The sequence below is a fragment of the Lentzea alba genome (genome assembly GCF_047445655.1).
Classification (GTDB): domain Bacteria; phylum Actinomycetota; class Actinomycetes; order Mycobacteriales; family Pseudonocardiaceae; genus Lentzea; species Lentzea alba_A.
Genome location: NZ_JAJAEG010000019.1, coordinates 92669 through 115151 on the forward strand (window position 1 = coordinate 92669; position 22483 = coordinate 115151).

A 22483-nucleotide genomic window follows, 5' to 3' on the forward strand; every position below is an offset into this window, starting at 1 on the left:
TCCCAGGAGTCGTCATGAACAACCGCGCGATCATCGTCATCCTGGCGGTGCTGCTGGCCCTCGTCGGCAGCGCCGGGGTGTTCCTCTACGTCCGCAGCGCCGACACGCGCGCGATCGAGGGCCAACAGGCCGTCACCGTGCTCGTCGCGAAGGACCGCATCCCGGCCGGTACCGCCGGTGACGCACTGGCAGACCTCGTGGAACAGCAACGGATGCCCAAGAGCAGCGTGCCGGAGAACACGCTGTCCTCCGTGGACTCGTCCGTGGTGGACCTCGTGACGTCGTCGGAGGTCGCCGAGGGCCAGCTGCTCACCAAGGCGATGTTCACCGAGGAGGCCTCGCTGGCCAAGGGCATCTCGATCCCCGACGGGATGATCGCGGTGACCGTGCCGACCGAGGCGTGGCAACGCGCCGGCGGACTCATCCAGAAGGGCTCGAAGGTCGCGATCTTCGACACCTTCACCGTGATGGAGGGCAAGGGCAACACCCCGGCCGGTGACGGTCTCTCCAAGAACTACGAGCACAACCAGTCCACCCGCCTGCTGCTCGGCTCCGTCGAGGTGCTCTCGGTCGTCGACGAGAAGAAGGCCGCCGAGGACGGCGACATCGGCAAGGCGATCGTCACGGTCGCGGTGAAGCAGGCCGACGCCGAGAAGCTCATCCACGGCCAGCAGACCGGAACGCTCTACTTCGCGCTGCTCGGCGGCAAGTCCGAGGTCACGCCGGGCAACGGCGTCGACAACCGCACCCTGTTCGGAAACTGAGGCGTGCCATGACGATCCTGTGCGACCCGGCCGCCCGTGCCGGACACCTCTCCCCCGTGGTCGGCGGCGACGTCCGCTCCGCCGCCACGCTCGACGAGGCGGCGCGGCTGCTCGCCTCGGACCCGATGGAAACGCTCGTCGTCGTGGGTGCGTCGATCGATCTCGACGTCGCGCTGACCTTCGCCTCGTCGTTGCGCCTCGAACGGCCCGCGGTCGGCGTTGTGCTGCTGCGGGACGTGCTCGACGTCGCCGTGCTGACGCGAGCCTTGCGCGACGGCGTTCGCGAAGTCGTTGCGCGGGACGACCTTCCTGCACTCACCGATGCCTGCGCGCGGTCGCGAGCACTGTCGGCGCAGGTCAGCGGGGTACCGCAACCGCGCCAGGACGGCAGGCAGGGCCAGGTGGTCACCGTGTTCGCCGCGAAGGGCGGGTGCGGCAAGACGACCCTCGCGGTGAACCTGGCCGCGGTGCTCGCGGCCGGTGGCGAGCGGTCGGTCTGCCTGGTCGACCTCGACCTGGCGTTCGGTGACGTCGGGATCTGCCTGCGGGTCGAGCCGGTCCGCACGATCGTGCACGGGCTCGGGATGCTCGGCCACGTCGACGTCGCGGGCGCGTCGTCGCTGCTCACGGCGTGCCGGCCGGGGCTCAGCGCACTGCTCGCGCCGGTCGAACCCGGTGACGCGGAACGGATTCCCGCCGGTCTGGTCAGCGAGCTGCTCGCGGTGCTGCCGACGATGTTCGACTTCGTCGTGGTCGACACGCCGTCCGCGTTCAGCGAGCACGTGCTGGCGGCGATGGACTCCTCGCACCACCACGTCCTGCTGACCACGCCGGACGTGCCCGCGTTGAAGAACCTCCGCGTGACGCTGGACATGCTGGACCTGCTGTCCTACGCGCACGACATCCGGTCGATCGTGCTCAACCGCTCCGACGCCAAGGTCGGTCTGTCGATGGACGACATCGAACGCGTGGTGCGCAACGACATCCGCGCACACGTGCCGTCCAGCCGGGACGTGCCGATCTCGGTCAACAAGGGCAACCCGATCGTCCTCGACCTGCCGAAGCACCCGGTCAGCGAGGCCATCACCCGGTTCGCCGCCGAGCACGTGCTGGCCGAGCCGGTCGTCGCGGCGAAGACCTCGAAGAGGTGGTTCCGATGAGCCTGGCCAACCGCATTGCCGCGCAACGGGAATCGGCGTCGCCGACCCCGGTGCTGCGGCGCCAGGCCCGCGCCGCGGACCCGTTCGCCGAGGTGAAGCGCAGCGTGCACACGGCCTTGCTGGAAACGCTGGGCCCCAAGCTCTACGACGCCCACCTGGACCAGCGGGAGCTCGAAGCCCGTGTGCGCCAGACGTTGCAGGCGGTGCTGGAGCGCGACGAGACGCCGTTGACCAACGCCGACCGCGCCCGCGTGGCGCAGGAGGTCTCGGACGAGATCCTCGGCCACGGCCCGCTGGAGCCCTACCTGCGCGACCCGAGCGTCTCCGAGATCATGGTCAACGGCTTCGACCAGGTCTACGTGGAACGCGCCGGCCGCCTGGAACCGGTGCCCGTGGCGTTCGCGGACGAGTCGCACCTGCGCCGCACGATCGACAAGATCGTCGCCAAGGTCGGCCGCCGGGTCGACGAGGCCTCGCCCATGGTCGACGCCCGCCTGCCCGACGGCAGCCGCGTCAACGCCGTCGTGCCGCCCATCGCGCTGGACGGCTCGGTGCTGACGATCCGCAAGTTCGCCAGCGACCCGTTCACGGTCGACGACCTGGTCGGTTTCGGCACGCTGACGCCGGTGACCGCGTGGGTGCTGCAGGCCTGCGTGCACGGGCGGTTGAACGTGCTGATCGGCGGCGGCACGGGCTCCGGCAAGACGACGTCGTTGAACGTGCTGTCGTCGTTCGTTCCGCCGGACGAACGCATCGTCACCATCGAGGACGCCGCCGAGCTCCAGCTGCGCCAGGACCACGTGCTGCGCCTGGAAGCCCGGCCGCCGAACGTGGAGTCGCGCGGTGAGGTGGCCGTGCGGGACCTGGTGCGCAACGCGCTGCGCATGCGGCCCGACCGGATCATCGTCGGCGAGGTCCGCGACGGTGCCGCGCTGGACATGCTGCAGGCGATGAACACCGGCCACGACGGCTCGATCACCACCGTGCACTCGAACTCGCCGCGAGACTCGTTGTCCCGCCTGGAGACCATGGTGCTGATGGCCGGCGTCGACCTGCCGGCGCGGGCGATCCGCGAGCAGATGGCGTCCGCGATCGACGTGATCGTGCACCAGTCCCGGTTGAAGGACGGCACGCGGCGGATCACCCACATCACCGAGGTCATCGGGATGGAGGGCGAGATCGTGACGCTGCAGGACCTCTTCCTGTTCGACTTCCACGCGGGCGTCGACGAGCGCGGGTACTACCGCGGGTCGTTGCAGTCGACCGGGTTGCGGCCGCACTTCGTGGAGCGGCTGCGGGACCGCGGGATCGACGTTCCACCGCACCTGTTCGGGGGTGGTCCGCGATGACTCGGGTTCTCATCGGGTTCCTGGTCGGCGCTCTGCTGACGTTGCTGTCCTGCGTTGCCGCTCTTGCCGCACCATCTCGCGGGGTGGTGGTGCTGCTCGACACCAGCGGCTCGATGGCGCCGGATCGGATCGTCGTTGCGCGGCAGGCGATTGCCACCTACGTCGGCTCGTTGCCCGCGGACGTGCAGGTCGGTCTGGTGGCGTTCTCCTCTACGCCTTCGCTGGTGCTGGCTCCCACCGCCGACCGCGGTGCCCTGGTCGGTGCCCTGGACCGCTTGCAGGCCAAGGGCGACACGTCGTTGTTCGACGCGGTTCCGGTCGGGTTGTCGGCTCTGCAGGGGATCTCCGAGCGCCGGATGGTGATCGTTTCGGACGGCGAGGACACGGTCTCGCGCTCCACTGTGGACGCTGCTGTCTCGGCTGTCGCGTCTGCCGGTGTGCCGACCGATGTGATCGGTTTCCAGTACAGCGACGACGCCTTGCGCCGCATCGCAGCCGCGGCCGGTGGACGGTTGCTGACCGCTTCCGACGCCGCCGCTCTGGCCGCCGCGTTCGCCGCGCTCGCCGTGCCTTCGTCGGTGCCGCCGTCTCCGGTGGCGACGTCCGCCGCTCCCGCCCCCGCACCGGTTGCCGTTCCTGTTGTTGCCGCACCGGGGCCGAACTGGCAGACCTGGGCGCTCGTCGCCGGCACGTTCCTGCTGTTGTTCCTGATCGTGTACCTGGTGCTGTCGCCACGGCGTTCGGCCGCGCGCCGCAGACTGGAGCAGCACCTCGACCACTACGGTCCGCGCGAACCCGTTGTGCAGGAAGAAAGTCAGGCCGCGCAGACCGCGGTCGCGTGGACCGCCCAGGTGCTCAGCCCCGAGCGGGCCGCCCGGATCGCGGACCGGCTGGACCTGGCCGGCCTGAAGGCGGGCCCGGCCGAGTGGACGCTGCTGCGGTTGTGCGGTTCCGCCGTGCTCGCCGCGGTGCTGAGCCTGCTGACGACCTGGTGGATCGGCGTGCCGGTGGGCCTCCTGGTCGGCTGGGCCGTCACCTGGGTCTACCTGCGGGTGAAGACCTCGAAGCGCCGGGCCGCGTTCGCCGACCAGCTCCCCGACGTGCTGCAGCTGATCGCGAGCTCGCTGCGCTCGGGTTTCTCGCTGGCCCAGTCGGTCGACGCGGTGGTGCGGGACGACACCCAGCCCACCGCCGGTGAGTTCTCCCGCGCCCTGGCCGCCACCCGGATCGGTGCCGAACTGGAGGACGCGCTGGACCGCGTCGCCTTCCGGATGCAGAGCGCCGACCTGGCGTGGGTCGTGATGGCCGTGCGCATCCAACGCCAGGTCGGCGGCAACCTCGCCGAGGTCCTGATGAACACCGTCGTCACGATGCGCGAACGAGCCCAGACCCGGCGCCACGTCCGCGCGCTGTCCGCGGAGGGCCGCCTGTCGGCCTACGTGCTGGTCTGCCTGCCGATCGCCCTGGCGGGGTTCCTGTTCTGGCTGCGCGCGGACTACATGCGGCCGCTCTACACCACGCTGCTGGGCATCGTGATGCTCGCGGCGGCGTTCGTGCTGCTGGTCATCGGCTCGTTCTGGATGCGCAAGCTCGTGCGCGTGGAGGTGTGACATGGTGCTTCTGTTCGGGGTCGCCTGCCTTCTGCTCGCCGTGACGCTGGGCGTGATCGCGCTGCTGCTGCGTCCCAACGTCACCGCCGCCGGTTCCCTGGCGCTGATCGAGTCCAGCTACTCGGCGGCCGTCGTCTCAGGCCCTGCTTCGTCTTCTTCACCGGGCTGGCTGCGTTCGCTGGCCCTGCGCCTGTCGCCCGCCGGCATCGCCTTCCGCCTGCAGCACCGCCTCGACCTGGCCGGCAACCCGCCGACCTGGACCCCGGACCGCATCCTCGCAGCCAAAGGCCTGGGGTTGCTGCTGGGCGGCGGGTTGGGTGCCCTGATCGGCTTCCAATCGGTCGGCTGGCTGGTGGTGGGCCTGGCCGTGGGCGCGGTCTTCGGCTTCTTCCTGCCCGACCTGCTGCTGCTCAACGCGGGCCAGAAACGCCAGGAGAAGATCCGCCGGGCCCTCCCCGACGCCCTGGACATGCTGACCGTCTGCGTCGAGGCCGGCCTCGGCTTCGACGCGGCCCTCGCCCAGGTCGCCCGCAACACTCGCGGCCCGCTGGCCCAGGAGTGCGCCCGCGTGCTGCAGGAGATGCAGATCGGCAAGTCGCGCAACCAGGCCCTGCGCGCCCTGACCGACCGCACGACCGTCGGGGAGCTGCGCGCGTTCGTCTCGGCCCTGGCCCAGGCGGGCGAGCTGGGCGTGCCGATCGCCTCGGTGCTGCGCGAACAGGCCCGCGAGATGCGGGTGCGGCGGCGGCAACGGGCCGAGGAGCAGGCCCAGAAGGTGCCGGTGAAGATCCTGTTCCCGCTGGTCGTGTGCCTGTTCCCGGCGATGTTCGTGGTCATCATCGGGCCTGGGGCGATCAGCATCGCCCGCGTGCTGATGAACCTCTGACGCGGTGCGGTGACACGACCCCGGCGGGGCGCGCCGGGGTCGTGCTGCTGCCCACGCCTGCTGGTCCCTGGCCGGGGTCGCTCGTATCCGACCGCCCACGTCTGGGGCGTTCCCCGTGCTTCTGACGGTCCGGGTCGTCCTGCGATCCTGCGGCGACCTCGCCAGGCCCGCACCCGGGCACGACACGCCCGCCCGACCGCCCCATCAGCGGCTCACGCCTGGCCGCTCGCGCACGGTCCCTGGCCGCACGGGACCAAATGCTCTATTAGTCCCTTCGGTGTAACCATCTGAGACGTTCAGAACGACATGCGGGTTGAACCTTCAACAGAGAGGGGGTCAGCTCATGGCGATCAGAGTGGTCATCGTCGACGGACACACGCTCACCCGCTTCGGTCTGAAGACGCTCGCAGCCGCGCACTCCGATCTGCAGATCGTCGCGGAGGCGAGCACCGCTGCAGAGTCCGCAGGCGTCATCGCCGCAGCTCAGCCGGACGTCGTGACCGTGGCCGTGGGCCTGCCCGACGGCGACGGCCTGCGCCTGGCCCGCGAGCTGCGGGACCGCTACCCCTCGCTCGGCATCGTCGTGCTGACCGCGCACGGCGAGGACGACGTGCTGTTCCGCGCGCTGGAGACCGGTGCGTCGGCGTTCGTCGGCAAGACAGCGCCCGTCGAGGAGATCCTGTGCGCCATCCGGCACGCGGCCGTGGCGGCGTCCTCGTTCACCGCGACCGGGCTGGCCAACGCGATGGCACGGCGCCAGTCGACGACCGCGCGGATGGCGTTGAGCCCGCGCGAACGTGAAGTGCTGGCGTTGCTGCAGGACGGCGTGTCCATCCCGGCGATCGCGCGCACCCTGTACGTCAGCCCCTCGACGGCCAAGACGTACGTGTCACGCCTCTACGAGAAGCTCGGCGCTTCGAACCGGGCGCAGGCACTGATGGCGGCGCTGCGCAACGGCCTCATCCACAGCGACGCCGCGACCGCTTAAGCGCCGGCTAGGCCCACCAGAAGGTCCAGAGCGTCGCCCCGGTCACGACCAGCACCCCCAGCGACGCCACCGGTGCCTTCCAGTCCGCGTACCGGTCCGCCACGATCTGCCCGGCGACGACCAGCAGCGCCGCGACGACGTGCGAGACCACCGACAGACCGCCGGGACCGGGCAGGTCGCGCGAGTTCGCGTAGAACTGGACGCCGATGTTCCCCAGAGCGAGCAGCACCATGCCCACCGCGAGCACACCGCTCACGGCGCGCAGGATTCCGTAGGTCCGCGACGGCCGCTTTGCTGCTTCCACTTCCACTCCCGCCACCCTACGGGGCGACCGGTCTCCACGGGCCGAGGGTCAGCAACCCACAGGCAGTGCCGTCTCACCGCTCCAGCCACACCAACAACACCTACGGGCAGCAACGCCCACGAGCGCCCGGCAACGCCAACGCCACCAGCCACACCACGAGCGCTAGGGCACCCGCCAACACCTTCGGCGCCAGCAACACGCACGGCACCGACCACGCGCACGACTCCGGCACGCCGACGACTCCAGCCACACCCACGCCATCCGCAACACCAGCCACAACCCACGACTCCGGCACGCCCACGGCACCAGCCACGCCCACCAGCGCCCCGCCAACCCACGCGCGCCCGGCCGCACCCACGCGCGCCCGGCCGCACCCACGCGCGCCCGGCCGCACCCACGCGCGCCCAGCCACACCCACGAGCGCCCAGCCACACCTACGGCGCCAGCAACGCCCAAGGCTCCAGCGAAGGCGCCGCCGCCTGGCCCTCCGGACAGCTCCGCCGGAAGTCGCACCACTGGCACTGCCGCCCGGTGACCGGCGGGAACAAGATCTCCTGATCCCCGCCGGCCTTCAACGTCTCCGAGGCCAGGTCGATCTCGTCGGCGGCCTCCTCGGCCCGCCGGACGTGCCGCCCCAGCGACTCCTCGGTGTGCTCCCACACCGCCACCGACCCGGACGGCAGGTGGTGCAGCTCCACCCGGCGACAGGGCTTGCGCAACGTCCGCCGCGCCGCCAGCGCGTACAGGGCCAGCGCCTGCGAACCCCGCGCGTCGTCGGAGGTCAGGACGTGCCGCCCGGTCTTGTAGTCGACGATCACCAGCTCGCCGTCGCGGTAGTCGATGCGGTCGACCCGCCCCTCGGCCACGATCCGATCGGTCGGCGACGACACCCACCGCTCCACCCCGAGCGGCTCGAAAGCGACGTCCAGCGAAGCCACGTAGTCGTGCACCCAGCCACCCGCACGCGCCCGGTACTCCGCGGCCTGGTCGACATCGCGGAACCCCTCGGACTTCCACTGCCGGTTCACCAGCGCCACAGCTTGATCAGGCGTGCGGCGATCGATCGGCAGATCGAAGAGGGCCTTCAGCGCGTTGTGCACGACAGCGCCCAGGGTGTTGTGCGCCCACGCCCCTCCCCGCGGCGGTGAAGGACGGTCCAGGTACGTCATCCGGTAGCGACGCGGGCAGTCCGTCCACGTCGCGAGCTTCGCCGGCGTGACGCGCACCAGACGCCGAGGCTGGACACCGAAGTCGAAGCCGAGTTGGTCCACCCGGCCAAAGCTACTCAGTACCCCTGACAGTGTTCGATTGCCCCTGCTCCGCAGATGGCGGCGAGTTCGCCTGGAAGTCGGTCGCCCGGCCGACCGACGCGAACTCGCTACATTCCAGACATGGAGATCTGGCACAACCCGCGCTGCTCCAAGAGCCGCGCCGCCAAGCAACGCCTCGACGACGGGGGCATCGAGTACACCGAACGCCGCTATCTCGACGACGCGCCATCGGCAGAAGAGCTCGACCACGTCCTCAAGCTCCTGAACAAGGAGCCGTGGGAGATCGCGCGCACCAAGGAGCCTGCCTACCCCGAGCTCCTGGAGCACGACCGCGCCAAGTGGATCGCGCACATGGTCGCCAACCCCAGCCTGATCGAACGCCCGATCATCATCGACGGGGACAGCGCGCACATCGAGCGTTAAGTGCCGGCGATGAAGCCCTGCACCGAAGACGCAACCAGCTGCACGGCGATCGCGGCCAGCAGCAGACCGGCGATCTTGGCCATCAGCAGGATCCCGCTCTCCTTGAACACCTTGATCAGCAGACCGGCGGACCGCAGCGTCCCCAGCAGCACGAGGTGCACGGCCACGATCGCCGCAGCCAGCGCGAAGTAAGAACCCCAAGCGCCGTCCGCTTGACGCACGAACACGATCGTCGCGGCGATGGCACCGGGCCCGGCCAGCAGCGGTGTCCCGAGCGGCACCAGCGCGATGTTCACGTCCTCGACCTCGGGGTGATTAGTAGCCCCCTTGCCCGTCAGCAGGTCCAGCGCGATCAGCAACAGCAGCAACCCGCCCGCGCCCTGCAGCGCGGGGATGCCGATGTGCATGTACGCCAGGATCGAGTTGCCGGCGACCGCGAACAGCGTGATCACCAGGAACGACACCAGCACGCCCTGCCGAGCGGCACGCTTGCGGGCGTCGCGCGACTTGCGACCGACCAACCCCAGGAACACCGGCACGGTTCCCGGCGGGTCCATGATCACCAGCAGCGTGATCGAAGCCTCGATGAACAGCCGCACGTTGAACACTGAGCCACCTACCCCACGAGGATCTTGCCGCCGGTCGCCCGCTCGGCCAGAGCATCCAGCATCTCCGGCGCCGTCGTCTCCGCGCCGAGCCGCACCGTCTTGTTCGTGCCGTGGTAGTCACTCGACCCGGTGACGATCAGCCCGAGCTCATCGGCGAGCAGGCGCAACGACCGCCGCGTCTCCAGATCGTGGTCCGGGTGGTCCACCTCGACCCCGGCCAGGCCGACCTCAGCCAACGACCGCACGACCGCCGGCGCCACGACCGGTCCGCGGGACCGGGCGAACGGATGCGCCAGCACGGTGACGCCGCCCGCCTCGGTGATCATCTCGATCGCGCGCTCGACCGGCGTGTCCGTGCGCCCCACGTAGTACTGCCCGCCGGTCAGGAACGTCGCGAACGCCTCGTCGACGGACGCCACCACGCCGGCGCGGATCAACGCCTGCGCGAGGTGCGGGCGTCCGGCCGGCGCGTCGAACGGCAGCCGGGACATCAGGTCGACCGGGTCGATCGGGAAGCCGTCGGCCTGCATCATCTCGGCCATCTTCTGCAGCCGGTGCCGCCGCTCCTCACGCAGGCGCGACTGCTCCTTCATCAACATGGCGTGCGTCGGGTCGTAGAGGTACGCCAGCAGATGAACGGTGATGGTGTGGCCGTAGCCGTCAGGCGAGGAGCACGACAGCTCGGCGCCACGCACCAACCGCAGGCCAGGAGGCAATGCGGCAGCCGCCTCGGCCCAACCGGCCGCGGTGTCGTGGTCGGTGATCGCCACCGCGTCGAGTCCTGCTCGCGCCGCCGCCTTCACCAGTTCGGCTGGGCTGTCGGTGCCGTCGGACTCGGACGAATGGGTGTGCAGATCGATGACCACGTCGTCCAGTGTGGACGACGTCCCTGTGAGGCCTGGCTACGGGACCATCTTCTTCCCGCGCGCGGCCCGCTGCGCCTTGATCATCGAGAACCGCTCGGCCTGTGCCTTCTTGTCTCCGAAGGTGAGCTCCGAGATGGCGTCGTACACCTCTTCGGGGTCCGGCAGGAACTCCAGGCGGTTCAGCGCCTGGATCTGACCGGCCGACTCCACGATCAGCGTGCCGTAGCCGAACATGCGTCCGCCCACGGTGCGCTCATAGGTGAGGTCGGTGACCTTGCTGATGGGCATCATCGCGACCTTGGTCTCGAAGACGCCCGAAGTCAGCATGAACCTCTTGTCGGTGACGACGATCCGCTCGACCCACCACTCGATGATGAAGTAGGCCAGCCGCAGCAGCACCAGCAGCGCCCCGTACCACAGCACGTTTTGAATCACGCCTGCGTTGGACGGGAGCAGGTACGAGATCATCATGAAGCCGGCCAGCAGTGCAGCCGCCTCCAGGACGTCCCAGATCAGGTAGGACCAGTGCCTGCGCACCCGGATGACCCGACGCTCGCTCGACAGCAGGTAGTCGTCCGGATCACGTGGTGCGAACATGCGCTACCAGCCCTTCCTGGTACCAGCCAGTGCCCTGTCCCCGTACTCCCAGAAGCTGGGAGGACTAGAACAATTGTCGCACGAAGGTGATCAGGGCCTCAGCCGCAGTTCGCAGCGAGTTGAGGATGTTCTGGACCAGCTGTGCGGCCTGCTGGGGCTCCGCGATGAGGAAGAACAGCAGCAAGGCGATGCCGGCGAAAGTGAGGATCTTCTTCAAGTTCACGGTGTCCACCCCGTCCGCGTCCGCACCCGTTTGGCGCCGTTCGTGACCGTTGTACAGCACGATTCAGCGCCTTGGGAGATTTGTACCGCAGCCGGGGTAGTGGACTGCACCGCCGTTCCGGGGTGACTACGCTTCGTGTTCGTGACGGCCAGCAGTGAGCGCACGATCCGTTGTGTCGGAGCCATCGTGCATGACTCGAACGGGCGACTCCTGCTCGTGCGACGCGCCAATCCGCCTGGTGAGGGCATGTGGTCGATACCAGGCGGGCGCGTGGAGCCAAATGAGACGGACGAGGCTGCCGTGACTAGGGAAGTCTTCGAGGAAACGGGACTCTCCGTCACCGTTGGCCGCCTCGTCGGCAGCGTCGAGCGGCCCGCCCCGAACGGGGTTTTCTTGATCTTCGACTACGAATGCCAGGTCACGTCGGGTGTGCTCCAAGCGGGCGACGACGCATCGGATGTCGCTTGGGTTGACAGTGCGACCTTGACCACACTTCCGACCACAGACGGCCTCCTGCAAGCGCTTTCCGACTGGAACTGCCTGCCCAAGGCCTGATCAGGGTTCACGCGATCGAGGACACCGCTCAACGCCAAACGAGACGTTGCCCGTGGGCCTCGGTGGTGGCCAGAGTGGTCCTCTCCACGCCCGCGTCACCGACCCGGATGAGGCGCAGCTCACCGTCCTCGTGCGCCGCCCACCAGGCAGGACGACCCAAAGCTGACAAAGCGGGCACGAGGTCGAGCCCGGACCCGCTCGTCATCACCACGAGTGGCGCGTCGATCGGGTCGGCGGCCTTCGCGAGGTCGGCGGCCGGGTCGCCGGTGACAAGGCGTGGCGGGTTCTTGCGCAGCACACCGCACGCCACACCGAACAGACGCAGCCGTTCCGGTTGGTCGGCCCACACACACGCCTCCAACCAGGCGTACGCGTCCTCATCCGTCAGGTCGGCGGGTGCCACCCCGATGCCCGCCTTCGCGGCCACCTTGACCGTCTTGGGCAGCTTCGGCAGCGCGGCACCGGGCGCGAGCTCCAGCGCGCAGTGCAGGCCCAGCGCGGCCTTGGCGGGCCCGGCGACGAGCTGGCCGGCCTCCTGGGTCTGGTAGCGGTACGAGTACTGGTCGAGCCCGAGCAGCAGGCCCGCGGTCGTCGCTGCCTCCACGAGCCCGATCGGCCCGCCCGCCTGCTTTGCCGCCGCGACCACCGCCGGGTACAGAAGCGCTGCCCGGCGCACCTCGTTGGTCTGGATCACGTGTGTGCTGATGAGCTTGCGCACGCGTTCGGCGCGCTCCAGCAGGAAGTCGCGGAAGAGCGGCCAGGTGCTCTCGTCCGCGCCGTAGGTCCCGCCGAGCGACGGGTAGTAGTTCGAGAGCTGGTGGAACGGTTCGGCCTGCACGAGCCGATGTGCCGCCGCCAGCAGGAGCTCGCCCGTGGCGTTCTCCTCGCTGGCGGCGGTCAGCAGATCGGCGATCTCCGGATCATCGGCGGCACGCGACGCGAGGTGCTCGTAGAGCGGCGAGATGCCCGCCGCCACCGCGGCGAACTCGCGCAGACGTCGTTGTGCCAGATCCAGAGAAGTCACTTCACTCCTTGGGTTCAGGGCGCCCCGGCTGCTCGCCACCGCGAGCCTCACCGTAGGACTGCTTCGGCACCATGACCTTGCGCCTGAAGATGCACACGACCGTGCCGTCCTGCTTGTAGCCGCGAGTCTCCACGTAGACAACGCCCCTGTCGTCCTTCGACTTGGACGGCGTCTTGTCGAGCACCTCGGTCTCACCGTAGATCGTGTCACCGTGGAACGTCGGCTTCACGTGCCGCAGCGACTCGATCTCCAGGTTGGCGATCGCCTTGCCGGAGACGTCGGGCACGGACATGCCCAGCAGCAACGAGTAGATGTAGTTGCCGACGACGACGTTCTTGCCGAAGTCCGTCGTGTTCTCCGCGTAGTTCACGTCCATGTGGAGCGGGTGGTGATTCATCGTGAGCAGGCAGAACAGGTGGTCGTCGTACTCCGTGACCGTTTTGCCCGGCCAGTGCTTGTAGACCGCTCCGACCTCGAACTCCTCGTAGTACCGACCGAACTGCACCGCGCCTCCAACTACGTGTGATCGAGATCTGTCTCAGGTGGGGAGACAGTCTTTACGCGGAGGGAGTACCCTCGGCAACCGGTGTGTGAGGATTTCCACCACCAGTGCCCTTCGCCCCGAGGAGGTGAGGACCCCTAAATGAGCAAGGACCCCCACCCTGCCAGTACCAAGCGCGTCCTCACCGTGGTGGCCGGCTAGATCGTTCTAGACCGCTCGAGTTTCCCCCGGTAGGGACGCCCGTCGTGCTTTTCGCGCACCTGAACGACGTGTGGCCCTGGAGGAACTCACCATGCCCAGCCTGCCCTCGATCCGCGGACGCGGCGCCCAGCAGCGCCCGACGCCGCACATCTCCGTGCCGTTGTCCCACTACGTGGTCGACTGCGCGGTCTACATCGACGGCAAGCGCTTGCCCGGCCGCTGGACGCACGTCGACGCCGTCAAGGAAGTGCGCAAGCGCAAGGACGGCTTCGTCTGGATCGGCCTGCACGAGCCGGACTCCGAGCAGATCCAGGGCATCGCGGACACGTTCGGACTGCACGAGCTCGCGGTGGAGGACGCGGTGCACGCGCACCAGCGCCCGAAGCTCGAGCGGTACGACAACACGCTCTTCATGGTCTTCAAGACCGTCCGCTACGTGACCAACGAGTCCCCCGACACCGCCAACGAGATCGTCGAGTCCGGCGAGATCATGGTGTTCCTCGGCAAGGACTTCGTCATCACCGTGCGGCACGGCAACCACTCCGGGCTCTCCAAGCTGCGGCACGTGCTGGAGGAGGACGCGGAGCGGCTGGAGATCGGCCCCGCTGCGGTGCTGCACGCGATCGCGGACCAGGTGGTCGACAACTACCTCGAGGTCACCGACCACATCGAGGACGACATCGACCGCATGGAGGAGCGGGTCTTCGCGCCGCGCAGCGAGGTGAGCGCGGAGCAGATCTACATGTTCAAGCGCGAGGTCGTGGAGCTGCGCCGCGCGGTCATGCCGCTCGCGAACCCGTTGCGCCGCTTGGCGGAGGGCTACACGCCGCTCATCCCCGAGCAGGTGCGGGCCTTCTTCCGCGACGTCGACGACCACCTCACCGAGGTGTCCGAGCGCGTCACGGCGTTCGACGAGCTGCTGACCACGCTGGTCGACGCGACGCTCGCGAAGATCACGCTGCAGCAGAACACCGACATGCGCAAGATCACCTCGTGGGTCGCGATCATCTCCGTGCCCACCATGGTCGTCGGTGTCTACGGCATGAACTTCGACTACATGCCCGAGCTGAAGTGGAAGTTCGGCTATCCCCTGGTGATGAGCCTGGTCCTCATCGCCTGCCTCACGCTCTACCGAATACTGCGCCGAAATCGCTGGCTGTAATTCCCGATTTCGCTCGCTTTTGTTCGTGTAGAAGGGTTTTGTCATGACCAGATTGCTGACCAACATCCGCTTCTGGATCCTCGCGTTCCTGCTCTGCTGGATCACCACCGTGTTCGTGCTGATCAGTGGAACGCCCTGACGTGCGTCGCCAGCTGACCAACCTGCGGTTCTGGATCACGGTCTTCGCCGTGGGCTGGTTGCTGATGGTGACCGTCTTCATCGCGGCCTGGCCCGACACGGGCCGGGAGTCGCCGGACGAGCTCGCGGCGGAAGTGACGAACGCGTTGCGCGCGCACGACTTCCACAAGCTGCAGCCGTTGCTGGCGGTCGGCGGCGAGGACGTCGCGAAGTCGACCGTCGAGAGCCTGGAGAACGCACGGGTGGAGCGCGGTGTCTACCGCGATGGTGCCGTCGTCGTCGAGTTCACGCGCGACGGCACCCGTTCGGAGTTCCGGCTGCCCGTCGAGGTGCAGGACGGCCGGTACGTGGTGAACGCGGTCGTCACTCCCAAGGGGTGACGTTCCAGGTGAAGGGGATGCCGTGCCCCTCACCCACGCCGAGGGACAACGAGATCCCGGCCGGCCAGAGCTTGAGCATCAGCGCGAACTTGTAGTCGATCTCCCGGCGCGGCTCGAACACCAGCAGTGCCAACGGTGTCGTGGGCGTCGCCTTCGCCGCGGCGTCGGCCAGCACGGCCCGTCCCATCGCGCGGTCGGCGGGCGAGACGTACTGCCACACCACCGAATGCCACACGACGGTGAGCACGTCGCGTTCGACACGGGCGAGCTGTTTCGCGAGCCACTCCGGGCCGGCCGACCGCTCGACCTTCACCGGGTCCGTCGCCGCCAGGTCGAGCGCGTCCCGCAGCCGGTTCCACCGGTCCAGCTGGTCCGCCCAGACGAACGAGCTCAGGTGCAGCCGTCCGTCCTTTGTGGACACGTCGACCGGGTTGAGGTCGCAGCCGGCCCTGCCGACCACGCGCAGCCGGTGGCTCAGATCGGCGGGCGGCCTGCCGGTCCACTCCGGGTCGAGGGTCAGCAGGCTGTCCGGGTCGCCGAGCACGGTGTCGTCGAGCCGGTAGCCGACGTGGTGCGGGCGCAGGTTGAGCCCGCCGCTCGCGCCGACCTCCAGCAGCCGCACGCAGAACGGAACCTGTCGCCCGGCTGCCTTCGCTGCCTCCTGCGCGGCGACCATCAGGCCGCCGTAGAGGGGCGCGCTGCGGCCGGGTTCGTTGGTCTGCACGACCGTGTCCAGCATGCGTTGCCTGAGCCGGTCCGCGTGCTCGTTGAGGGCGGGCAGCGCGTCCTCCCACAACCGCGGCAGGTCCGGCTGGCCCCCGACGGACGGGTAGTGCTTCGCCAGGCCCGGCGCCCGGCCTTCGAGCACGAGCCGGTGCACGGCGCCCGCGAACCGCAGGCCGGGCACCGTGCCCTCCCGGTCGCGTTCGGAGCCCGCCGTGATCCTGGCGGTGACGCCCCCTCGTCTGAGGTCTTCGGCGGCGTCGTTGAGGAGTCGTTGGGTCAGCGGACTGCGGTCGCGGCATCCGTGGGCGGCCGCGGCGAACAGCTCGACAAGCACAGCGTTGACGCTAGTGGCAGCGCTGTCCCGCGTCATCTGGGAGAAGCCTTATTACGCTGCTGGAATGGTGCGGGTGCTCGCGGTGGCGGATGAGATCGTCGAACAGCTGTGGACTGATCAGGTGCACGCGCACGACGTGGACCTGATCGTCGCGGCCGGCGACCTGCCGTTCGACTACCTGGAACACCTGGCCAACGCCCTCGACAAACCGCTGGTGTTCGTCCCCGGCAACCACGACGTGGACCTCTCCGGCTACTCGAACGTCCGCGGTCTGTGGACCAAGGCGGGCGTCCCGGTGCGCTGGCCAGGACCAACCGGTGCGGTGAACGCGGACGAACGCGTGGTCGACGTCGCCGGCCTGCGCATAGCCGGCCTCGGTGGTTCGATCCGCTACAACAAGGGCCCGAACCAGTGGACGGAACGGCAGCAGGCCCGCCGAGCCCGCCGGGTGTCCCGGCTGGCCGGGTGGCGCAGGCTGCGGGACGGACGTGGCGTGGACGTGCTGCTGACCCACTCACCTGCGCTGGGGTGCGGCGACGAACCGGACGCACCACACCGCGGCTTCGCGTGTCTTCGTGGCCTGGTCTCGCGGCTGCAGCCTTCGTTCATGCTGCACGGCCACATCCATCCGCACGGGGTCGTCAGGCCAGACCGCGCGTTGGGCTCGACCCGCGTGATCAACGTGGTTCCGTACAAGGTGCTGGACATCCCGGGGGTTCGCGATGAGACATGACACCGGCTTTCCCGTGGCCGACGCCGAGAACGACTTCCTGCGGGCCCGCCGCCGCCAGGTGATGTCGCGCCTGGCCGCCTGGCTGCGCCGCGAACCCGACGACGTGAACATCATGCTGCCGTTCCACGAGGTCGTGGACGCCCTGGGCATGGTCTCCGAAAAGCGCCTGGGCCTGCAGTCCATCCGCCTGGACTCGATCGTCGGCAGCGTGGACCGCACCCGCGACTTCGACCGCCGCTTCCGCCCGACCTCCGGCCGAGTCCGCGAACGCTGGCAACGCCTGGCCCTGGCCGCACGCCGAGGCGAAAGCGTGCCGCCGATCGACGTCTACCGCGTCGGAGAACTGCACTTCATCGTCGACGGCCACCACCGCGTCTCCGTCGCGCACGCCCTCGGCCTGTCGGTGATCGACGCCTACGTGACCCAGGTGATCACCCGCGTGAACTCGGCCGGCATCCGGTACCGCGGCGACCTGATCGTGAAGGACTACCGAAGGCTCTTTTTGGAACGCGTGCCTTTGAGCGGCGAGGCCCGCGCCGCCGTCGTGCTGTCCGACCCGTGGGACTACGCCGAGCTCGGTGAGCACATCGAGGCCTGGGGGTTTCGGCTCTCGCAGGACTCCTGCTCCTTCCTGGACCGCGCCGAGGTGGCGCGGCGCTGGTACTCCGACGAGTACAAGCCGGTCGTGGCGATGCTGCGGCAGGCGGACATGATCGGGGATCGGACCGAGACCGAGGCCTACATGTGGGTGGCGGCTGAGCGGTACCGGCTGATCCGCACGCACCGGTGGGACGCCGATGTGATCGAGGCGGTGCGCTCGGAGACCCGCTCGCACAGGCGCCGCGACTAGAGCCGTGTCACCGTTTTGTCAGCGACCGTTGACATCGTGCTGGACATGGGCAAACTGCGCATCCTCGCGGTGCTGGCCTCCGCGCTGGGCCTGCTGGTGGCGGCACCGTTCACCGCCTCCGCCAACAGCTTCAGCCCGCACGCGGACAACTCGGCACACAGCTTCTACTTCGACGACGACCTCAGCACGGCTCACAAGAGCGGCGTCGACTGGGCGCGCAAGAACTCGCTCGCGCCGACGGACATGACGACGAGCGTGAACGCCAGCTACAACAACAAGGTCGACGTGTGGGTGTACTCGACCTGGAACCCACCAGCGGACCTCAGGAACGCCTACGCGTGGGCCTCGTGCATCAAGCGCGTCAACACCGCCAAGTGCGACCAGCACGAGCTCGTGATCAACAACCGCAAGCCGCACAGCAACTACAAGTCCGTCGGCTGCCACGAGATCGGCCACACGGTGGGCCTCGGCCACGCGTCCGGCAAGAACAGCTCGTACTCCACGCCGAACCGTTCGTGCATGCGTGGAAACCCGGACCACAACTACTACTCCACGCACGACAAGAACCACATCAACGGCGCCTACTGATGAGGATTCCGATGCGCACCCTGTTGTTGGTGGGCGCCGCCGCGCTGGCGCTCACCGGATGTTCGTCCACACCCGCGGCCTCTGCCGATTTCTGGGACGCGCATACCGTTCACGGCTCGATGCCGGAAGAACCGGACACCGTCGAGGACCTGGCCTCGCAGTCCCAGCTTGTGGTGCTGGGCACCATCGGCGGCGTGACCGAGGGCAAGGAGTACACCGACCCGGGCAAGCCCGTCCACCGCACGTCGAACGTCGCGATCAAGGCCGAGAAGGCCAGCAGGGCCGGTGTCTCCCAGGCGGTCGTGGAGTTCTCCCGCTCACCGGAGACCGCGCTGTCCGACGTGGCGGCGAGCCTGCCGAAGGGCCGGTACGTCTTCTACCTGCAGCACTGGTACGACGGCCCGGACGGCCCGGTCTACGGGTGCGCCTCCGTCGGCATGTGCGTCGTCGGTGTCGACGGCGGCTCCTTCACGACCCCGCGTGATCCCGGTCTGGCCGAGGACCTGCGGGCAGAGGGACGCGTTCCCCTGAAGAACCAGGCGCCGTCACCGGACGGGCTGACCGTGGAGCAGATCTTCACCAGCAGCGCCGCCTCGGTGCCCGCCCAGTGACCCTCGGGGTGGTGCCTCGGTGACACTCACCGAGGCACCACCCGTGCTGTCTGACCTCACCTCCGCCTGCCCTTCTGCGGCTCGGGGAACTCCCGCCGCAGCACCTCGGGCCAGTCGTCGTGCGCATGCGCCTCGCCGGCGCCCATGAGCGTGTCCCGGTAATCGCGATGGCTCCCGCGGACAGCCGACTTGAGCCGCCTGAGGTCGCCCTTCGCAGCCAGGACCACCGCGGCCTGGATCCGTTCACCGCCGGGGCCGCGGCTGCCGTACGTGGTGGCCAGCTCCTGCAGCGCCTCGTCCGCGTGCTTCGGGAAGTCCCTGCGCACGCGGGTGGCGACCCGCTCCGACACCGATCCGGGAGGCGCTCCCACGGAACCGAGCCCGCGCTCCAGCCGACCACGCCAGTCGCCGTCGGCGAGACCGCCGGCCACCAGCACGTCACGCCAGTCGACCCGGCTGAGCGCGACGAGCTCCTTCAGCCGTTCGAGGCTCGTCATCGCTGCCAGCAGGACGGCGGCGTGGACGCGTTCGACGTCCTGGCCGCCGGTCTCCACGCCGGCCAGCTCGGCCAGCGCTTCTTCGACGTCTTCCGCCGGGAAGTACGTGCGCACTCTCGCCTTGACCCGCCCCGTCAGCTCCATCCCCACGATGATGGGCCAACGCCGGGCGTCGGAAGCGAGAACGGGCTAACGCGGCGCCACGCGCGGGCTGTCCGCGTCGGGCAGCGGCCGGGCCTGGTCCAGCACCTCGTCGGTGTACTTGTCGAGCAACCGGGTCCCGATCTGCTGCGCGTACCCGAAGATCACGGCCCACAGCAGCAACGCGGCCGCCGACGGGATGCCGATCAGCCCGCTGGTGACGCCCGCGCCAAGAGCCAGAATCCCGACCACCGCCAGTGCCGCACCGAGCATGATCTTGATCAGCGCCTGGTAGCCGATCATCACGTACGGCGAGAGCGATGGCCGGCGGCGTAAGAGCAGGACCACCGCGGCCAGCACCGCGCCGAACGAACCGAGCACCTGCACCAGCCACACGTCGATGCCGGAAGCCTTCGAGGTGCCGCCGGGGCAGACCGTCGGCAGCGCGTTCTCCTTGGGGTCGACGCAGAGCGGGATGATCCCCGGCTTCACGATGCCGACGACGCCCAGCACGGTGTTGATCACGAACAGCACCAGCGAGGCCGCGATCAGCTTGTTGCGCAAGGCTCGCGAGCCGGCGTGGGCGAAGTCCGAGTTGTCGTAGGCCGCCCGCAGCGCGTCGACGACGATGGCGCGCTCGACCGCGGGCGTGTACTCCCCCGGCCGCAACGCCTCCAGGGCGCGGCGGCGTGGATCGTCGTCGTCGAGGTACTGCGCCACCCGCGCCTGCAGACCCGGCAACCGCCCCATGAAGCCGCGCTCCGCCGAGATCGTCGCCACCTCGGCCTCGTGCAGGGCGCGCCAGGCCCGTTCGATGTGCCAGCCAGACCACCACGACGGCACCATCCGCCACCACGGCTCGCGGGCGTTCAGCATCGCCTCGACCACGGCGGCCTGAGCCTCGGCGGTGCGGCGCCACACGTCGCCCTCCGGATCGACCGGATCCGACGGTCCGAGCGCAGCCAGATCCGCGCGGACCCGGTCCAACCGGGACTGCACGACGAGTCGCCAGTCGGTGACTCTGGGTTTGCGCTCGGCCATGCCCCGATGGTGACAGGAGGGTCCGACAATTTCGGCCGCCGTCCGTGTGACGTGCGAAAACGTGACCTCGTAGCTTATATTTGCTTGTGCTTATATACGCTTATGGTTATCTTACTGCCCGTGGACGTCTTCGAAGCCGTGGCCGAACCCACCCGCCGCCACCTCATCAGCCTGCTCGCCGAACGCGACCACACCGCGGGCGAACTGGTCGACAGCCTGCCGGCGCTCACCCAGCCCGCCGTGTCCCGCCACCTGCGCGTGCTCAAGGAAGTCGGCCTGGTCGAGGTGAGACCCGACGGCCAGCGCCGCATCTACGCGCTCAAACCCGATGGCCTGCAACGCATCGACGACTGGATCACCCCGTACCGCCGCTTCTGGCGCGACCACCTCGCCGCACTCGAAAAGCACCTGGAGAACCAGTGAACGACCTCGGCACCGTGACCCTCACCGACACCCACGCGATCCTCACGTTCGAGCGCAGGCTGCCGTTCCCGATCGAGCGCGTCTGGGCCGCGATCACCGACCCCGCACAACGCAAGGCCTGGCTCGGCACCACGCACATCGAGGACGACCACATCGTCATCGAGCCGGAAGACCCGCCCGCCCCACCGGAGGCCAAGCGCGTCACGGGCCGCATCCTGACCTGGCAGCCGCCGACGGACGGCCGCGCGGTCTTCGAACACGAGTGGCAGCAACGAATCGTGGAAGACAGCGTGGTCCGCTACGAGCTCACGGCACAAGGCGACAACACGCTGCTCACGTTCATCCACCGCGGCCTGTCCGAACGCAACGCTCTCGGCTTCGTCCCCGGCACGCATGCCTTCCTCGACCGTATGCAGGCACACCTCAACGGTGAGAACCCGCCGAACTGGCAGGAACGCTACGCCGAGGTCGCACCGAACTACCCGGCCTGGCGCTAGCCCCTGGTAACCCTCGTGCGCGCCCGCTCAAGCTGCTCCTGAGGGTCACCGAGGTAGCCCCACGGCCACCCCGACGCCCGCTCTCCGCTGCGCGCGAGGTGCCGGGCGAGCCGGTCGTCGGCGCCGACATCGAAGTAGTACATGGCGAAAACCTGGTGGGCTCGCAAGGAACGCGGGTGGTCGTCGGTTCCCGCGAGCAGGCGGTCGGACGCCGCGTCTACCTCTGCGCGCTGCTTCTTCAGGTGCGACCGCGTGAACGCCTCCCACACCCGGACCACGAAGCTGCTCTTCCAGGTCAGGTAGAGGTGCATCTCGATGTGCGCGGCCGGGATCAACGCCAGCAGCGGGTGCCCGTCCGGCAGGCCCTCGACGGTGCCGCGAGCGAACCCGAACATCTCGTCGTGGCTGCCATACCACTTCTGGCAGGCTGCGTGCAGCCGCCGGAACGCCGCGCCGTAGAGGTCGGGGACCCGCTTCGTGACCTCCTCGTAGACCTCGGCGGCCTCACGGCGGTGCGTGGGCATCGCGACCGCCATCGACATCATCAACGCCCACGGCGCGAAGTCATCGGGGTCGAGTTCTGCGGCGAACTGGAGGTTGCGGTGCGCTCGTGCCGAGAACTTCCGCAGTCCGGCCCACTGGTCGGCGCCCGTCTGGTCCGCCCCGGCCGATCCGCGCTCCTGCCATCCCGCGACGGACTGGGCGCTTCCGAGCAGCAGCAACAGGTGCACGTTCCCCGGCTGCTCTTCTTCCGCGTCGAGCAACTGCGGCAGGACGACGTTGCCCGCGCCGCCGAGCACGTCGAGCACGAGCTCGCGGCGGTGCGGCTGGTCGCGGGTGGCGGCGATGAGGCCGAGTGCGCGGTCGAGGTCGCCGGAAACCAGCGCCACGGCCGTGTCCATGAGTTCGTCGTCGTCGAAGTCGACATCGACGTAGTCAGGAAGCTGTGAATCCACGCGCGGAAGCTAGCACCAGCTCACCCGAACCCGTGGTCGAATGAGAATCCGTTCGGTCCCGTCCCACTGAGAACG

29 protein-coding genes are annotated in these 22483 nt (G+C 69.0%); 16 read left to right on the top strand and 13 right to left on the bottom strand.

Annotation, left to right across the window (positions count from 1 at the left end):
• The first annotated feature begins 14 nt into the window (after positions 1 to 14).
• The 6 genes from cpaB to LFM09_RS29655 all read left to right on the top strand — a co-directional run bounded on the left by cpaB (position 15) and on the right by LFM09_RS29655 (position 6757).
• A complete protein-coding gene (cpaB, locus tag LFM09_RS29630; RefSeq protein WP_414099865.1) occupies positions 15 to 764 on the top strand; it encodes a Flp pilus assembly protein CpaB in 750 nt (249 codons plus the stop codon).
• A gap of 8 nt (positions 765 to 772) precedes the next feature.
• Complete coding sequence (locus LFM09_RS29635; protein WP_414099866.1) at positions 773 to 1924, top strand: AAA family ATPase; 1152 nt, start codon at positions 773 to 775, stop codon at positions 1922 to 1924.
• A complete protein-coding gene (locus LFM09_RS29640) occupies positions 1921 to 3273 on the top strand; it encodes a CpaF family protein (RefSeq protein ID WP_414099867.1) in 1353 nt (450 codons plus the stop codon). The genes LFM09_RS29635 and LFM09_RS29640 overlap by 4 nt, the downstream gene beginning before the upstream one ends.
• Positions 3270 to 4883, top strand: coding sequence for a VWA domain-containing protein (locus tag LFM09_RS29645; RefSeq protein WP_414099868.1), 1614 nt, complete (start codon positions 3270 to 3272; stop codon positions 4881 to 4883). The genes LFM09_RS29640 and LFM09_RS29645 overlap by 4 nt, the downstream gene beginning before the upstream one ends.
• A gap of 1 nt (position 4884) precedes the next feature.
• Positions 4885 to 5769, top strand: coding sequence for a type II secretion system F family protein (locus LFM09_RS29650; protein WP_414099869.1), 885 nt, complete (start codon positions 4885 to 4887; stop codon positions 5767 to 5769).
• Between the two features lie 343 nt (positions 5770 to 6112).
• On the top strand, positions 6113 to 6757 hold the full coding sequence (locus LFM09_RS29655; protein WP_414099870.1) for a response regulator: 645 nt from the start codon (positions 6113 to 6115) through the stop codon (positions 6755 to 6757).
• 7 nt (positions 6758 to 6764) lie between these two features.
• On the opposite strand, the gene LFM09_RS29660 is transcribed toward LFM09_RS29655, so the two are convergent.
• The 3 genes from LFM09_RS29660 to LFM09_RS29670 all read right to left on the bottom strand — a co-directional run bounded on the left by LFM09_RS29660 (position 6765) and on the right by LFM09_RS29670 (position 8332).
• Positions 6765 to 7061: a hypothetical protein gene (locus LFM09_RS29660; protein ID WP_414099871.1), complete on the bottom strand. Its 297-nt coding sequence runs from the start codon at positions 7059 to 7061 to the stop codon at positions 6765 to 6767.
• Between the two features lie 100 nt (positions 7062 to 7161).
• The gene (locus LFM09_RS29665; RefSeq protein ID WP_414099872.1) at positions 7162 to 7473 is read right to left on the bottom strand and encodes a hypothetical protein; all 312 of its coding nucleotides are present in this window, start codon (positions 7471 to 7473) and stop codon (positions 7162 to 7164) included.
• Between the two features lie 22 nt (positions 7474 to 7495).
• A complete protein-coding gene (locus tag LFM09_RS29670; protein WP_414099873.1) occupies positions 7496 to 8332 on the bottom strand; it encodes a RecB family exonuclease in 837 nt (278 codons plus the stop codon).
• Between the two features lie 120 nt (positions 8333 to 8452).
• Here LFM09_RS29670 and LFM09_RS29675 point away from each other — a divergent pair, with 120 nt between their 5' ends.
• On the top strand, positions 8453 to 8755 hold the full coding sequence (locus LFM09_RS29675) for an ArsC/Spx/MgsR family protein (protein WP_414099874.1): 303 nt from the start codon (positions 8453 to 8455) through the stop codon (positions 8753 to 8755).
• On the opposite strand, the gene LFM09_RS29680 is transcribed toward LFM09_RS29675, so the two are convergent.
• The 4 genes from LFM09_RS29680 to LFM09_RS29695 all read right to left on the bottom strand — a co-directional run bounded on the left by LFM09_RS29680 (position 8752) and on the right by LFM09_RS29695 (position 11109).
• Positions 8752 to 9363, bottom strand: a complete 612-nt coding sequence (locus tag LFM09_RS29680; RefSeq protein WP_414099875.1) for a MarC family protein — start codon at positions 9361 to 9363, stop codon at positions 8752 to 8754. The genes LFM09_RS29675 and LFM09_RS29680 overlap by 4 nt on opposite strands.
• A gap of 8 nt (positions 9364 to 9371) precedes the next feature.
• Positions 9372 to 10229 (bottom strand): PHP domain-containing protein, encoded by an 858-nt coding sequence (locus tag LFM09_RS29685; RefSeq protein WP_414099876.1) that lies wholly within the window; start codon positions 10227 to 10229, stop codon positions 9372 to 9374.
• Between the two features lie 36 nt (positions 10230 to 10265).
• Positions 10266 to 10826, bottom strand: coding sequence for a PH domain-containing protein (locus tag LFM09_RS29690; protein WP_414099877.1), 561 nt, complete (start codon positions 10824 to 10826; stop codon positions 10266 to 10268).
• A 64-nt stretch (positions 10827 to 10890) separates the two neighbouring features.
• A complete protein-coding gene (locus tag LFM09_RS29695; RefSeq protein ID WP_414099878.1) occupies positions 10891 to 11109 on the bottom strand; it encodes a hypothetical protein in 219 nt (72 codons plus the stop codon).
• Positions 11110 to 11190: 81 nt separating this feature from the next.
• On the opposite strand from LFM09_RS29695, the gene LFM09_RS29700 reads away from it, so the two are divergent.
• A complete protein-coding gene (locus LFM09_RS29700) occupies positions 11191 to 11604 on the top strand; it encodes an NUDIX hydrolase (RefSeq protein ID WP_414099879.1) in 414 nt (137 codons plus the stop codon).
• Between the two features lie 28 nt (positions 11605 to 11632).
• Here LFM09_RS29700 and LFM09_RS29705 read toward each other — a convergent pair whose 3' ends face one another.
• Together LFM09_RS29705 and LFM09_RS29710 are read right to left on the bottom strand one after the other, a co-directional pair.
• The gene (locus tag LFM09_RS29705; RefSeq protein WP_414099880.1) at positions 11633 to 12628 is read right to left on the bottom strand and encodes a DUF2332 domain-containing protein; all 996 of its coding nucleotides are present in this window, start codon (positions 12626 to 12628) and stop codon (positions 11633 to 11635) included.
• 1 nt (position 12629) lies between these two features.
• Complete coding sequence (locus LFM09_RS29710) at positions 12630 to 13133, bottom strand: MaoC family dehydratase (protein WP_090099673.1); 504 nt, start codon at positions 13131 to 13133, stop codon at positions 12630 to 12632.
• 289 nt (positions 13134 to 13422) lie between these two features.
• Here LFM09_RS29710 and corA point away from each other — a divergent pair, with 289 nt between their 5' ends.
• Both corA and LFM09_RS29720 read left to right on the top strand, forming a co-directional pair.
• Positions 13423 to 14493 carry a magnesium/cobalt transporter CorA gene (gene corA / locus LFM09_RS29715; protein WP_414099881.1) on the top strand — a complete coding sequence of 357 codons (1071 nt, stop codon included), beginning with the start codon at positions 13423 to 13425 and terminating at the stop codon, positions 14491 to 14493.
• A gap of 140 nt (positions 14494 to 14633) precedes the next feature.
• Positions 14634 to 15011 (top strand): hypothetical protein, encoded by a 378-nt coding sequence (locus LFM09_RS29720; RefSeq protein ID WP_414099882.1) that lies wholly within the window; start codon positions 14634 to 14636, stop codon positions 15009 to 15011.
• Here LFM09_RS29720 and LFM09_RS29725 read toward each other — a convergent pair.
• Positions 14995 to 16071, bottom strand: coding sequence for a DUF2332 domain-containing protein (locus LFM09_RS29725; RefSeq protein ID WP_414099883.1), 1077 nt, complete (start codon positions 16069 to 16071; stop codon positions 14995 to 14997). The genes LFM09_RS29720 and LFM09_RS29725 overlap by 17 nt on opposite strands.
• 64 nt (positions 16072 to 16135) lie before the next feature.
• On the opposite strand from LFM09_RS29725, the gene LFM09_RS29730 reads away from it, so the two are divergent.
• Genes LFM09_RS29730 through LFM09_RS29745 form a run of 4 tightly spaced genes read left to right on the top strand, consistent with a single transcriptional unit; the run spans position 16136 to position 18853 of the window.
• Complete coding sequence (locus LFM09_RS29730) at positions 16136 to 16804, top strand: metallophosphoesterase family protein (RefSeq protein ID WP_414099978.1); 669 nt, start codon at positions 16136 to 16138, stop codon at positions 16802 to 16804.
• Positions 16794 to 17654, top strand: a complete 861-nt coding sequence (locus LFM09_RS29735) for a chromosome partitioning protein ParB (protein ID WP_414099884.1) — start codon at positions 16794 to 16796, stop codon at positions 17652 to 17654. The genes LFM09_RS29730 and LFM09_RS29735 overlap by 11 nt, the downstream gene beginning before the upstream one ends.
• Positions 17655 to 17699: 45 nt before the next feature.
• A complete protein-coding gene (locus LFM09_RS29740) occupies positions 17700 to 18242 on the top strand; it encodes a hypothetical protein (protein ID WP_414099885.1) in 543 nt (180 codons plus the stop codon).
• Between the two features lie 11 nt (positions 18243 to 18253).
• Positions 18254 to 18853 carry a hypothetical protein gene (locus LFM09_RS29745; protein WP_414099886.1) on the top strand — a complete coding sequence of 200 codons (600 nt, stop codon included), beginning with the start codon at positions 18254 to 18256 and terminating at the stop codon, positions 18851 to 18853.
• Positions 18854 to 18909: 56 nt separating this feature from the next.
• Here LFM09_RS29745 and LFM09_RS29750 read toward each other — a convergent pair whose 3' ends face one another.
• Both LFM09_RS29750 and LFM09_RS29755 read right to left on the bottom strand, forming a co-directional pair.
• Positions 18910 to 19494: a hypothetical protein gene (locus LFM09_RS29750; protein ID WP_414099887.1), complete on the bottom strand. Its 585-nt coding sequence runs from the start codon at positions 19492 to 19494 to the stop codon at positions 18910 to 18912.
• A gap of 45 nt (positions 19495 to 19539) precedes the next feature.
• On the bottom strand, positions 19540 to 20532 hold the full coding sequence (locus LFM09_RS29755; RefSeq protein WP_414099888.1) for a hypothetical protein: 993 nt from the start codon (positions 20530 to 20532) through the stop codon (positions 19540 to 19542).
• A gap of 120 nt (positions 20533 to 20652) precedes the next feature.
• On the opposite strand from LFM09_RS29755, the gene LFM09_RS29760 reads away from it, so the two are divergent.
• Positions 20653 to 20955 (top strand): ArsR/SmtB family transcription factor, encoded by a 303-nt coding sequence (locus tag LFM09_RS29760; protein ID WP_414099889.1) that lies wholly within the window; start codon positions 20653 to 20655, stop codon positions 20953 to 20955.
• The gene (locus LFM09_RS29765; protein WP_414099890.1) at positions 20952 to 21452 is read left to right on the top strand and encodes an SRPBCC domain-containing protein; all 501 of its coding nucleotides are present in this window, start codon (positions 20952 to 20954) and stop codon (positions 21450 to 21452) included. Before LFM09_RS29760 ends, LFM09_RS29765 begins: the two co-directional genes overlap by 4 nt.
• Here the strand turns inward: LFM09_RS29765 and LFM09_RS29770 are convergent.
• Entirely contained in the window at positions 21449 to 22408 is a 960-nt protein-coding gene (locus LFM09_RS29770) for a hypothetical protein (RefSeq protein WP_414099891.1), read from the bottom strand. The genes LFM09_RS29765 and LFM09_RS29770 overlap by 4 nt on opposite strands.
• Positions 22409 to 22483: the final 75 nt, after the last annotated feature.

Excerpts from the sequence above, each read along its gene's own strand:
- cpaB (WP_414099865.1), top strand. The coding sequence starts at position 15 with ATGAACAACCGCGCGATCATCGTCATCCTGGCGGTGCTGCTGGCCCTC.
- LFM09_RS29635 (WP_414099866.1), top strand. The coding sequence starts at position 773 with ATGACGATCCTGTGCGACCCGGCCGCCCGTGCCGGACACCTCTCCCCC.
- LFM09_RS29640 (WP_414099867.1), top strand. The coding sequence starts at position 1,921 with ATGAGCCTGGCCAACCGCATTGCCGCGCAACGGGAATCGGCGTCGCCG.
- LFM09_RS29645 (WP_414099868.1), top strand. The coding sequence starts at position 3,270 with ATGACTCGGGTTCTCATCGGGTTCCTGGTCGGCGCTCTGCTGACGTTG.
- LFM09_RS29650 (WP_414099869.1), top strand. The coding sequence starts at position 4,885 with ATGGTGCTTCTGTTCGGGGTCGCCTGCCTTCTGCTCGCCGTGACGCTG.
- LFM09_RS29655 (WP_414099870.1), top strand. The coding sequence starts at position 6,113 with ATGGCGATCAGAGTGGTCATCGTCGACGGACACACGCTCACCCGCTTC.
- LFM09_RS29675 (WP_414099874.1), top strand. The coding sequence starts at position 8,453 with ATGGAGATCTGGCACAACCCGCGCTGCTCCAAGAGCCGCGCCGCCAAG.
- LFM09_RS29690 (WP_414099877.1), bottom strand. The coding sequence starts at position 10,826 with ATGTTCGCACCACGTGATCCGGACGACTACCTGCTGTCGAGCGAGCGT.
- corA (WP_414099881.1), top strand. The coding sequence starts at position 13,423 with ATGCCCAGCCTGCCCTCGATCCGCGGACGCGGCGCCCAGCAGCGCCCG.
- LFM09_RS29730 (WP_414099978.1), top strand. The coding sequence starts at position 16,136 with ATGGTGCGGGTGCTCGCGGTGGCGGATGAGATCGTCGAACAGCTGTGG.
- LFM09_RS29735 (WP_414099884.1), top strand. The coding sequence starts at position 16,794 with ATGAGACATGACACCGGCTTTCCCGTGGCCGACGCCGAGAACGACTTC.
- LFM09_RS29740 (WP_414099885.1), top strand. The coding sequence starts at position 17,700 with ATGGGCAAACTGCGCATCCTCGCGGTGCTGGCCTCCGCGCTGGGCCTG.
- LFM09_RS29745 (WP_414099886.1), top strand. The coding sequence starts at position 18,254 with ATGCGCACCCTGTTGTTGGTGGGCGCCGCCGCGCTGGCGCTCACCGGA.
- LFM09_RS29750 (WP_414099887.1), bottom strand. The coding sequence starts at position 19,494 with ATGGAGCTGACGGGGCGGGTCAAGGCGAGAGTGCGCACGTACTTCCCG.
- LFM09_RS29755 (WP_414099888.1), bottom strand. The coding sequence starts at position 20,532 with ATGGCCGAGCGCAAACCCAGAGTCACCGACTGGCGACTCGTCGTGCAG.